The 12,135-nt window shown below is 39.1% G+C and carries 12 protein-coding genes; 8 read left to right on the top strand and 4 right to left on the bottom strand.

Annotated elements, in window-relative coordinates:
- Positions 1 to 112 precede the first annotated feature (112 nt).
- From RG47T_RS07295 to RG47T_RS07280, 4 genes are all read left to right on the top strand, one after another.
- A complete protein-coding gene (locus RG47T_RS07295) occupies positions 113 to 1,690 on the top strand; it encodes a hypothetical protein (protein WP_139235637.1) in 1,578 nt (525 codons plus the stop codon).
- A gap of 10 nt (positions 1,691 to 1,700) precedes the next feature.
- On the top strand, positions 1,701 to 2,486 hold the full coding sequence (locus tag RG47T_RS07290; RefSeq protein ID WP_074488810.1) for a PKD domain-containing protein: 786 nt from the start codon (positions 1,701 to 1,703) through the stop codon (positions 2,484 to 2,486).
- An 85-nt stretch (positions 2,487 to 2,571) separates the two neighbouring features.
- A complete protein-coding gene (locus tag RG47T_RS07285; protein ID WP_139235638.1) occupies positions 2,572 to 3,339 on the top strand; it encodes a hypothetical protein in 768 nt (255 codons plus the stop codon).
- Between the two features lie 11 nt (positions 3,340 to 3,350).
- Positions 3,351 to 3,680 (top strand): hypothetical protein, encoded by a 330-nt coding sequence (locus RG47T_RS07280; protein ID WP_139235639.1) that lies wholly within the window; start codon positions 3,351 to 3,353, stop codon positions 3,678 to 3,680.
- 199 nt (positions 3,681 to 3,879) lie between these two features.
- Here the strand turns inward: RG47T_RS07280 and RG47T_RS07275 are convergent, their stop codons facing one another.
- The 4 genes from RG47T_RS07275 to RG47T_RS07260 form a co-directional block, all read right to left on the bottom strand.
- Positions 3,880 to 4,677 carry a hypothetical protein gene (locus RG47T_RS07275; RefSeq protein WP_074488807.1) on the bottom strand — a complete coding sequence of 266 codons (798 nt, stop codon included), beginning with the start codon at positions 4,675 to 4,677 and terminating at the stop codon, positions 3,880 to 3,882.
- Positions 4,678 to 4,763: 86 nt separating this feature from the next.
- The gene (locus RG47T_RS07270; RefSeq protein ID WP_074488806.1) at positions 4,764 to 5,465 is read right to left on the bottom strand and encodes a porin family protein; all 702 of its coding nucleotides are present in this window, start codon (positions 5,463 to 5,465) and stop codon (positions 4,764 to 4,766) included.
- A gap of 467 nt (positions 5,466 to 5,932) precedes the next feature.
- Positions 5,933 to 8,302: an ABC transporter permease gene (locus RG47T_RS07265; RefSeq protein ID WP_074488805.1), complete on the bottom strand. Its 2,370-nt coding sequence runs from the start codon at positions 8,300 to 8,302 to the stop codon at positions 5,933 to 5,935.
- Between the two features lie 237 nt (positions 8,303 to 8,539).
- The gene (locus tag RG47T_RS07260; RefSeq protein ID WP_074488804.1) at positions 8,540 to 9,760 is read right to left on the bottom strand and encodes an alpha/beta hydrolase-fold protein; all 1,221 of its coding nucleotides are present in this window, start codon (positions 9,758 to 9,760) and stop codon (positions 8,540 to 8,542) included.
- Between the two features lie 134 nt (positions 9,761 to 9,894).
- Here RG47T_RS07260 and RG47T_RS07255 point away from each other — a divergent pair, with 134 nt between their 5' ends.
- The 4 genes from RG47T_RS07255 (at position 9,895) to RG47T_RS07240 (ending at position 11,828) form a co-directional block, all read left to right on the top strand.
- Positions 9,895 to 10,674 carry a hypothetical protein gene (locus RG47T_RS07255; RefSeq protein WP_074488803.1) on the top strand — a complete coding sequence of 260 codons (780 nt, stop codon included), beginning with the start codon at positions 9,895 to 9,897 and terminating at the stop codon, positions 10,672 to 10,674.
- Between the two features lie 171 nt (positions 10,675 to 10,845).
- On the top strand, positions 10,846 to 11,142 hold the full coding sequence (locus RG47T_RS07250; protein WP_074488802.1) for a helix-turn-helix domain-containing protein: 297 nt from the start codon (positions 10,846 to 10,848) through the stop codon (positions 11,140 to 11,142).
- Positions 11,143 to 11,253: 111 nt separating this feature from the next.
- Positions 11,254 to 11,520, top strand: coding sequence for a helix-turn-helix domain-containing protein (locus RG47T_RS07245; protein ID WP_074488801.1), 267 nt, complete (start codon positions 11,254 to 11,256; stop codon positions 11,518 to 11,520).
- Positions 11,517 to 11,828 carry a hypothetical protein gene (locus tag RG47T_RS07240; protein WP_074488800.1) on the top strand — a complete coding sequence of 104 codons (312 nt, stop codon included), beginning with the start codon at positions 11,517 to 11,519 and terminating at the stop codon, positions 11,826 to 11,828. The genes RG47T_RS07245 and RG47T_RS07240 overlap by 4 nt, the downstream gene beginning before the upstream one ends.
- The last annotated feature ends 307 nt before the right edge of the window (positions 11,829 to 12,135 follow it).

The following is a 12,135-nucleotide window of genomic DNA, read 5'->3' as shown; positions in this document are numbered from 1 at the left end:
GCTCGTTTAGGTTAAATTCGTGTTAATCATAAATTAAGTTATTAATTATATTATAATATATAATAACTGGTGTTTAATTTTAATAAAAGTAATAATCTAAACTTTAACTTTTATGGAACACAATCTACTCAAATGGGCAACGATCTGTTGCATCGCACTTTCAGCTCTGACAGGATGTAAAAAGGACTTGAAAGAAAATTTCGTTCAAACCACAAAGGGAAGTAAAAACACATTAACGCCTTACGGCTTCGATTGGGAAACCGGAGATTACATGCCAACGCCAAGCGGTGTTTCCATTCTTAAGCCCTGGGCATCAGGTTCAAATCAGTCCTTTCCGCTAATTTATACGACCGACATTAAAAAGTCGGATGGTTGGGAGTTAGTTTACAATACATTCAGCCCCACTGAATTTATTCAACCCGCTTATTTTGTACTTTATAATAGGTATAGAGGACTTTTGAGAGCTTATTTTTACTTAACACCAACATCACCTATTCCAAGCAGCTACATTTCGCACACGCTGATTCAACGGACAGCAGGAACTGATGCACCCACACTAACATTCTCAGGAAATAGTGCCCAGGATCTTAGCATCACACAAAACAATACGAATTTGACCCAGGCTTATAAGACCACTGCGACGGGAACCTGGTATGCAGCAGAATATGAGATGGCCTATGATCCGCAGGTTCATGGCAAGGACGCCAATAGTAATCAAATTACCTGGCAATTGAATTCAATCAACGCCAGTGATCTGGCCATCAATGGGACTTCACAAGGTGGCATAAATGGAACTATCGCCCAACCGAAACCTCCAGGCCCAAGCTTATTCGGAAGTATTGTTAGTGGTGCTTTAGACTTCGTAGGATTTAAAGCCCTTGGTAGCTATGTTGTAAAGCTGGCTACTAAGGACGACGAAAAGTCCGTTGTTAAGTCTCTTCAAGATGCGGCCAAAGCAGGCTTAACAGGCCAAGTTAAAAATATCGCCAACGGAATATTCGGCGGTGCGTCCAGCGGAGGCGATAGCACCAAACAATATGTACACCTTACAACCAACACCAGTTATAATTTAACGGGCAGTATAACGGATAGTTATACACTTGCAAATCCAAGTATGGTGATACCAGGCAGCAGTGGGCAAGAAAATGTAACAGGTTACGCCCCGGTATACCGCAAAGCGCTGGGCATCATGAACCTTTCAGCCGCTCCTACCGCGCATTGTACAATTTACAACAGTATTGCGCCAGGTAACTCGGGTTACTATTATGAATTGAAACTTAACATGAATTCCTTTAATGTGGTCTGGAACCCGGATATAGTCAATTCAGATGTTAATGGTGTTTCTATCCAAAATATAAAAAGGGAAATTCTTGCTTATGAAAATTACTATGATGATGGTTACAACCCCGTTTGGCCTGCTAACTTAACAGAATTCGATGGGTTTAATAAGTATTTGAAAAATGACATTGCGGTTGATAATTATATCAGGATACAGGCCACAAACAGTTGTTATGGCTGCGACCACAGTGATTCCATACCTGTAGATACCTTTACAGAAGATCAAAAATTACCAAGACACGTGCTACGCATATCATTTGACGTGGTGCCAAATAATGGCTCGCCTAAGGTTACGATTGCAAAATCGTTCAATATTATCTTAAAAGGCCCTATAGACAATATCGTTATTTAAATACCAACTTATGAATTCTAAACTTCTCTACTTCGTATTATTGATAGTGCTCTTTTCGTCTTGTAAGAAAGATCACCAAGAGCCAAAGATAATTCCCGCTGCCAGTTTTGACATTGGAAATTTTACGGCAAGCGCGGGCAGCAGTTATACTGTGCCTACTTTTACTCCAGTTACAACGGTCAATAAATCGTCAGACGCGGCAGCCTATTTATGGAAATCGAGTGATGGCAGTTCCAGTTCGGATAAGGAACCACAATTTAGGTTCAAAAAAGCTGGAACTTATAAGATCACCTTGCTTACCACCTCTACTACCGGAGATACTGCGTCATCGTCGAAATCTTTTACCGTGGTTGACAGGCACTTGTACGCTGTCAAAATCAGTAATCCTAACTGGGCCAATGGTAGGATATTGAATCTATTCGTTCGTGTTTATAATCCTGCCGCCAATAATGCCGTACCTAACTTATCAGGCGATCAGTATTCCTCGGTTATCAGTTATCAAAGTAGCGTTGTAAATGTGGTTTATAATTCACAAGTGGCGATTAATTTAGACTTGCCAGGCAATTTTACGCTCACGCCAGGTAAAGACCTGTTAACCGGAGTGAGTAATGATTTATTTGTAAATTATGGATATTGCCTTTATAGCAATGATAATAACGTCGAACATTTATTAGCCTCCTCATGGGATAGCAACAACGTCCCAATTTATAATGAGGTTCTCAATCTTGGCATCAGCACCCTTGAAACGAGGAACCAGGGATTAACAGCGACCTATTTTGCTAATAATACTAAATAATTAAAAACAAGGTCAGGGATTCGTGACCTTGTTTTTAATATTCAATTATCATGATGACTTAATGCGGTAAAACCATGCTGAAACAATGTCTAAAGCTATTCTTAACTACGATGTATTTTTAGGCAACTCTAAAAAGCGACTGCTTATTAAATTATTCTTTCTTTTATTTTACTGCATTTCTGGAATGAAGGCCAATGCTCAATATAGCATTGGCCTTTCTACTGGTTTGTCAATAAATCATTTAACATACAATGGTTATCACAATGGTATAGCCATTACGAATGGCACCGGAAGCAGCTATATTTTAATTTTGAAAAGGAATCTAAGTCAGACACTCAGCCTTGATCTTAATCCTGGAGTGGTTCAAAAAAACTATTTTCTGACCAATCAGAACGGAATTCAGCAAAAGATCATAAACGATTATCTAAACGTTCCGTTGATGCTATCTTACAACCCAAAGCTGTTCAATGGTTTTTCAGGAGTATTTTCGCTGGGAGCATATAGTGCTTATTGGTTGAGCAGTAAAATCAAAGGACAATTGCCTAACGTTTTTGAATCTGGAACATCTGCAAATGGCACAGATATTATTCAGTTAGATAAGGTTAACTCCAATTATCAATTCAATAAAGCCTCAGATCAACGAATTGAATATGGCCCAGCGTCGTCCGTTGCGCTTCATTATAATTTAACTCGTCATATCGATTTGAGTACAATTTTTCAATTCTTTTATTCGTTATCATCTATGCAGAAAAAAAGATATATCGAACCGGTTTCTCAGCGAAATATAACTCAATTATACAATCTGGGTATTATCTATCATTTAAATAATACGAATTATAACGTTAATAATTAATGCTTTACACTATGAAAATCAATAGAACCGCAACCCTCATTGTAGTGGTTACAATTTTAATGTTCAGCTCTTGTGCTACGACAACTTATATAGGAGATATTTTACCGGTAACCAAAAACGTTGACATCTATTATGCAGAAAAGGATGTTAAGAAAGAATACAAGGTAATAGGACATATTACTGCTCCTACGAATGGCGATGAGAACGCTGCAAAACCGAGGATCATTGAACGGGGTAAAAAGGTTGGTGCCGATGCTGTCATTTTGTTGGGAAGGGGCTTTACGGGCGGTAAAGATTCCGAATCTTTTGAGAAAGCTGATGCGATTAAGTATTTGAAATAGTTAATATTAGTATCTTTCTAATCGAACTCGATCATTAATGACCTTTAAATAAGGTTTAATAACATTCAGATATTAAACAAGTTTAGAACTACATATAAAGCATAATTAATTAGCCTACAGTAACTTGTCTTTAATGCGCAGTTCGTTTCCAAAATAACCTCTACAGACAGTCAATCTAAAATACTTTTCTTCAGAATTATTATGCTATTCCCGAACTTCCGGCACCAGCATATCCTCCACGCATACCTATGTAGATGTGCTGTTCATCTTTCACCGCAATGGAATTTGGATATAAATAACTCCAAAACAAGTTGTCAAGCAACAGTTCTTTTTGCCAGTTCCTGATGATGTAGAATCGCTTTAATGTTGCCACATAAAGGTTTTCCTTATAAACGGACAATTGCATTGGTGCATCATCAAATTTGATTGCTAAGGAACCTTTAATAGAATCTGCGCCTACTTGCAGCTTATGTATTGCGCCATAACTTAAACCCATGTGAGCTAAGCTCTCCATGATGTAAAGACTATTCTTATAGGTAAAGATTTTATTTATGTTGCCATTTTTTATAAGTATGGTATTCTTTATCAGTTTGTTTGTAGGATTGGCGCTTGGTATCATCAAACCCCTAAGAAAAGGGTCAGCTTTTGTATTTAAAGAGTGTAGTTGGACATTGACATATATTTGCTTTTTAGTTGTGTCGTTGGGTTTAAAGTATAAGCCACCTCCAAACTCGCCGTGGTTGACACCTAAAAGTTTCCCTTGAGGCAGATCATATTCTATAGTAGGCGAATAAACGGACTTGTTGATTTGCAGTTGTCCTTTCACAATCGATACTGCAAACTCTTGATTTAGGCGGTTATTTAATTGGTACAACTCTTTACTTTCCAGGATCGGCAATGGCACCTCTTCGAAGTCCTTTAAATTGACCGATTGAGCATTGCTGTAGTTCCATATTGAACAAAGGGTGATGCAAATAGCTAAAACAGGACGTTTCATGGCTGATATTTAATTAATATCAAAAGGTAAGAATACAAAAACGTAAAATCAAAAGTAGTGATCCATTTACCTACATATTACTTTTATTAGAATTTATAACCAAGCGAAATACCGAACCCCGAGTTTTTTAGTTTACCCTCACGTGTTACGCCATCAGTGTGCGGCTGTAAATTTGCCAGTCCAACCTGTGCGCCCAATTGAACCGAAAGTTTATTGAAAAATTCATACCCTGCTAAAAAATTTAAACCATAATCAAGCGGTTTTCCATACAAATACGAATTTATATCTCCTCCATCCATCGCATTGTTTTTAAAAATAACATCCCCTTTTTTTCCTACAATCATATCCCCAATAGCCGCATCATTTTCTGACTTCCAGTTGCCGCCAGTACCATACCCGATATAAGGTCCGGCACCAAGTAACAAATTGCCTGTGCCTAAATGTGGCTTATACAGCAGATTGATCGGGACTTCTATATATGAGGCGTTAACTTTAAAGTTCGTAGCAGATCCATAAAAGCCACCGGTTTCCTGCTTGTACCCTTTACGGGAATATTGTGCTGCCGGCTGAATATAAAAGTCACCCGCGACAGGAATATCAACAGTAAGCCCAAGGAGAATACCTGGCATCGATTGGGTGTTTGTTTTATTACCATTTTCGTCCTTCATTATTACATTAGTAAAGTTCACCCCAGCTTTTATACCAAATTTCGTTTGGGCATTGGCCATGTTTACGGTCGTAATAAGGACAGAAAAAAGTATCAAGAGATGTAACTTTCTAATTTTCATAAATAAGTTCTTAACGGTTGATGTAATTTGGTTTTATATAATACGTAATTCGGTGTATAATCGCTACAACCACCGGATATTTCATTGTTACGATATTTTTTAATGGATGTATTAAAGAAGCATTTAAACAAGATCCGGCATCGCATTCTGAGCATCAATGATTAACAGTCAAAGTCGTTAAAACCTGATTAGAAATCTTATCCAGGTTACCCGTGTCCGTATTTAAAAAACTAATAATACTCAGTTTGGTAGCGGGCAATTGGATATACTACATCAAAGTCACTTATGTTCCCCTGTCTTTTCAATTCCATCAAGGGTTTTGGTTTGGTCTTTAAAACTTTTGTATCTGCGATAGGTAACTAGCTTGATTGGATTTGCTATATATTACACTCGCATGGTAATTAATATTATTAAAACGATGAAATAACTTTAATTTATTTCATTTTATGCTACCGTCCAGAATACTATTATTCCGTTCTTAAACTCTTTATAGGATTTACAATTGCTGCCTTTACAGATTCATAACCAATGGTAAGCCAAGCAATAAATAACGCGGCAACGGAAGCTGTTAAAAATACTAACCAGCTAACGTTTATGTGATATGCAAAACCTGACAACCAGCTGTTCACCGCATACCATGAAAGTGGTATCGCTATTGTTACAGCTATAATGATCAACCGGGTGATACCAGAGGATAGTAAATAAACCAGGCTTAACACTGACGCGCCTAATACTTTACGTACACCAATCTCTTTAGTTCGCTGTTCGGCCATAAAAGCAGACAAGCCATATAACCCCAAACTTGATATAAAAATGCCGAGAATAGCAAAAAGATTAAAGATATTGCCCATCTGTTGCTCCCCTCTATAAAGGTTGGCCATATCCTGATCAAGAAATTCAAATTTGAAGGGATAAGCAGGATTAAGTTCCTGGCTTATTTTTGATAAGGCTTGTATGGTTGCGGTGGTTCTGCCGGACGATGCTCTTATCACTACAAAGCCGCCCCACTTATCAAAACGCATAATTAATGGTTCTATAGCCTGCTGAACTGGTTTAAAATTGAAGTCCTTGACAACACCAATGATAGTTCCCTTATTACCCCAGAGAGTTAATGGTTTACCAACTGCGGTATTGACATTTAAACCCATAGTTTTCACCATCTTTTCGTTAACCATGTAGTTATTGGAATCGGTTTTAAATGCCGATGAAAAACTTCGTCCGGTCACTAATTTCATCCTGAACGTATGAATAAAATCTTCATTAACACCTATGCTCGGAATAAGTACTTGCGAACGGGGATCTTTGCCATCCCATTTTACGTCGACCGTCCCAGCCAGGAGGTTGGTTGGCAGGTCAGAAGTAATTGTAAAATCGCTGGTAAGTGAGTTTTGCTTTAATTCATTTTTTAAAGCCTGCTGCTTGTTCCAGATATCTCCCGTCAACGGTATATATAAAAGATTGGCCTTCTCGAAGCCGGGGTCTCTGTCTTTGATAAATTTAAGCTGATTGTAAATGACCACTGTGCTAACCAGCAATATGATAGACACCATAAATTGGGTTACGACCAAAGCGTTGCGAAACAGCAAGTTGCCGCCCATTGATTTTACATTCCCCTTTAGCACTTTAACCGGGTTAAAGCCGGAAAGAAATAAAGCCGGATAGCACCCGGAGATTAATCCCGTCATTAAAGCGATCCCCAAAAGGCTTAACAAAAACCAAGCATTTGAAATTGGAATGACCAATTGTCTGTCAGACAGCTCATTAAATAACGGCAAGGATAACCAGACTATTACAAGCGCAAGCGATAGGGACAGAAGTGAAATAAATACCGACTCGCTTAAAAACTGGAGGATTAACTCCCCCCTTACAGCACCCGCCACTTTACGTAAACCAATTTCTTTGGCCCTCCGGGCTGAACGTGCAGTAGCCAGATTCATAAAATTGATACAGGCTACTACCAATATCAAAATAGCAATAATAAAAAAGATATTTACATATTGAGCATTCCCATGACCCGGCATCTCCCCCAGCAGTTCCGGCCCCAGATGAATTTTAGCTAAGGGCTGCAATTGGAATGTGGCCTTCATATCGTGTACATTTTTCTGAAAGATTTGGTCTATTTGCTTTTCCAGCCTTAATAGTTTAGCAGCAGAGGGGTCAAAACTTTTAACTAATTGCACATACGTGTAAAAACTGAAGTTGTTCCAAACATTATTTTTTAAATCTTTATTTGTTTTAGCTAAGGAGGCCATTGGAAGAATAAAGTCAAATTGTAGTTGTGAATTAGCCGGAATATTAGCCAACACACCAGTTACGACTACATTTTCACTATTATCTTTTTTTAGGACTTTACCGATAGGATTTTCGCGCCCAAAATATTTTGTAGCTGTTTTTTGTGTTATTAGAACACCATCCACTTGTTTTAATGCTGTGGTACGATCGCCCTGAACCAGGGGAAAGGAAAACATATCCATGAAACTGGGGTCTGCATAAAACACCCTTTTTTCTTCGAATTTCTTGCCTCCTGCTTCAAATAGGATAGTAGGAGGATTCGCGCTTAAACGGACTGTGGTTTTAATTTCAGGCATCTCTGCTTTCAACCCGCCTGGCATTCCTGCCGTATTTACTGCTACGTTAATATCACTTATATTGCAGGTTATCCGATAGATCTGTGCCGCATTTTTATGGAACTTATCATAACTTACCTCATTTAGTACCCAAAGTAATATAAGGATACTTGATGCCAGGCCAATTGCTAAACCTGTTATGTTGATCATGGAATAGGCTTTATCCTTGATTATATTCCGGTATGCAAGTTTAAAATAAGTTTTTAACATGGTGCTGCCATTTTTTAAGTAAATGTTACATGTTATCAAAAATTCATGCCATATAACTAAGTTATTGATATTGAAAATCTTACTAAGTTTTAATTTATAAATACTGTACGAAAACGTTACAGTTGGTGTGCGGTTATATCATTATTGTGCCTCTGTTCACTTAATTAGCTCCATTTTAACCAAGTCCGGTTTTTAAATTATGTGATTCGGTGCTTAACTCGCTTGGCTGCTTTAAGATCAGAAGGCCTTTAGTTTTTTATTAATATCGGCTATCAGCTCCTGATCGGAGGTTATTTTTAATGCTTTACGATAAATTCCTTTGGCTTTGTCAGGCTGATTGAGGCCCGCTAAGGCATCTCCGTAAACAGCAAGTAATTCAGCATTGTTGGGATAGCATTTTAACCCCTCACTCAAGTATTGCTCTGCTGTTTTGTAATCCTTACTTTCTAAATATGGAAGGCCCATATAGTATTGATAATCTCCCTCATTCGGCTTAATGGTATAGCCATACCAGTTAGAAAGCCGTTTGTAATATTGATTGACTAACGTTGCCGGGTCACCTTTCTTACCCGAGATACTATCGCGCAAGTCCGGGCTTTTATGCCACCACTCACCGAATATTTGGCTCATCCCATCTACGAAAGCTATAGTTGGTGTCGTGTTATGGCCGTACCCCTTGCTATCTCTGAAGAAGTATTTCTGAGAAGAGAATGATTTAAAAATGGAATCCGCTTTTCGATCTCCTGCCTTAAAGCCGTTTTCAGTTTGCCATTGGTCGCCCACTGTTAAATAAATAAACTTGGAGCGGATCACTTCAGGCTTTTCTTTCACAAATCTTTCTAAAGATTTGTGAATATAGCCACTATTGATATTATAGTTTGGACTGGCTATCAAATAGGCGTTAAACAACCCAGGTTCGTTAAGCAGAGAATAGGTCGCCAATGTGCCGCCTAAAGAATGCCCAAACAACATATTAAAGTTTGCAGCTCTATATGTTTTGTGCATATAGAGATTTACATCGTTCAGGTAAGTTAAAAATCCGTCTACACCACTTACGCCCTTAATCTTATTTCCAGACATCGCCGGGTTAAGTTCTACAGCCCGGTTAACCTGCGGTATAACAATTATTATAAATGCAGGAACAGTATTATACCTGACAAGGTAATTCGTAGTTGAAACTACAAAGGTTTCCAGTTCCTTCCTTTGTCCGTCAAGGACGTAAAGTACAGGATAGTTAACAGTGGTATTTTTATAAGCAGAGGGTAAGTAAATTTTTACATCCCTATCCTTATCAAAAACCGCCGAAGAAATCTTAGCAGTTATAGGCTTTTCATAAAGTTCTAAATCATTAGCCTGGGCAAATGCCCCAACTGTGCTGATGATAGTTATAATAATATACGGTAAAACCCATTTTTTCATATCCTCGTCTTTGGTGCTAAAATACAAGTCCTCGGGCATAAAAAATTGTAATTTTCAGCCAGTATGTATATTAATAACCCAATCGTTAACAAGGGCGGTCATTCATTTGGCCGCCCTTATTGTTTTTCCAGTATTTATAATAAACTTTTATTTTTGAATAAATCTATCTGCTTATGAGCATCACCTATTTCAGACCCCGCGACCGTTTTGATTTTGCAAAGGATACTTTAGACATTGGCAACCCGGTAAGCTGGAAGCGATCTCACTTTCTTAAGCTTTTTTTTAAACGGGTTTTCGCTTTGAATGAGGACAGGCAGGAAGAATTTTACCAGCATCACCTTACCTACTATTTGGAAAACCATGCCGATGGCACCGAAGAAATCTTTTTTAAGAATTTGTGGGAACTGATAGAACGGCAATTAAAGGTTTTGCTCGGAAAAAACATCTACGATAAAGACCATGTACAGAACGAGCGGCAGATCAAACAGCTTAAAAATTTCACAACAGTATTGATCTCGCATGACCGCTGGAATGTGCACAAATCCAACGATGCCATGATTGCGCAACAGGATGCTGAAATCTATGCGCTCAAACAACAGGTAACTGATTTAACCGCAGAACTGAAAGAAGCCCGCCAGTGGGACGGTTATATTATCATCAGAGATGGTCAGGCATTGGCCGTACTCGACCTTTGCCTGCAAATGCAGGAGCTGCAAGCTACGGACGGCAAGGAGTTGTTTATCACCCCTGCACAGAACACCTGGGCAAAGATGATTAGCAAGTACTTCAGGGAGGTGGACGAGGCAAACACAAGCCAGGTCAAGGAAATTAAAATAGATAAATTAAGGTACTATTTACGGGGCCTTGACCCCAAAAATCCTTTAAAAAGGGAAAATGAAATACCGGAAAAACACAAACTTTACACCATTAACCGGGTAAAAAAGCGTAAATAACGTTTTTTCAGCTTATTGACGTCTACAAACAGATCGGTTCTGTATCAAATTGATATTGAGCGGATTAATTGCCATTGTCAGTTACTTTCAAACTACTTCAAATTTACCACGCAGTCGTCGTGGTAACAAAAAGACAGTTCCATAGCATTCTTTTGTTCCAAAACAAAGGTGATGGAAATTATCAACAACGAAGCCCTTAGCCAGTGCATCCGGGATGCAGTAAGGGCAGAACTACAGGAACATTTTAGAATAACAGGCAGCCACGGGCAGGCAGCCGAAGAACGGCTATTGTCCAAACAGGAGTTGGCCGCCGATTTGGGCGTATCGCTGGTTACACTTTCCGAGTGGATGAAAAAGGATCTGCCCTTTTTGCGCCTGCACAAACGGGTGTATTTCAAAAAGAGCGAGGTACTTACAATTATGCAACAAAACGGTAAGGATAAAAAAGGAGGTGAACCATCATTGTAAACTAAGAGGTTACAAACAAGATCAGGGACACCCTATAAAAGTCCCCAATCAATAAAACAGGACTTGTTAAAATTTGCACAAGGATTATTCATCATTAACAATATATCAGCTATGACAGCAATCGAAATCGTGACCAAAGAAGATTTAAAACAATTTAAAAGTGAGATGCTAACCGAGATCAGGCAGCTTATTAAACCCGAACAAGGCCAAAGCAAACAATGGCTCAAAAGCGCAGAAGTACGCAAACTGCTCAACATCTCACCGGGCACCCTGCAAAATTTGCGTATTAACGGAACGCTCCGGTACTCCAAAATCGGCGGGATGATCTACTACAAATTAGAGGACATCACCAAATTATTAGAGGGAGGCCAATCATGATACTTGCATCAAGCCATCAGGAAGCAGCCGACTATAGCCGATGGGTCAGGCGCATGAGCGCAGACAGCAGAATGCTGGCAACTCATGTGAGCCTGTTCGCTGGCCTTTTCGTTTGCTGGCAGCGGAGTGGATTTGAAAATCCGTTTTCTGTTAACCGTAAAACGCTCATGGCTTACAGCCGGATCGCATCGGTAGCGACCTATCACAAGTGCATCCGGGAACTGGACGAATTTGGATATATCCGTTATCAACCATCCTATCATCCGACAAAGGGAAGCTTGGTTTACTGGCCGGAATGGTCAGGATAACCACAGGTAGGTAGATATTCAGATAATCCGATATATAGATCGTCCGATAAAAAGCTATCGGTATATATGGATATATAGATAGTCAGATAACCAGCTATTGGTATATGTGGATATACAAATGGTCAGCTATATAGATAGTCCGATAAACAGCTATAGGTATATATGGATATACAGATAGTTAGATATATAGATAACCATTGTTAAACACCGATGCAGCACCAAGAGTGCGCATCAAAAAGACCCGCTTGCGGGTGTAAACAGACCGGCGGCAAGCCGCCGGAGCAAACGAGCGGCACCTTTGGTGCCA

It is taken from the genome of Mucilaginibacter polytrichastri, assembly GCF_001911425.1.
Taxonomy (GTDB): domain Bacteria; phylum Bacteroidota; class Bacteroidia; order Sphingobacteriales; family Sphingobacteriaceae; genus Mucilaginibacter; species Mucilaginibacter polytrichastri.
Note: the sequence above shows the minus strand (reverse complement) of the source record. Positions and strands in the feature narration are given on the sequence as shown.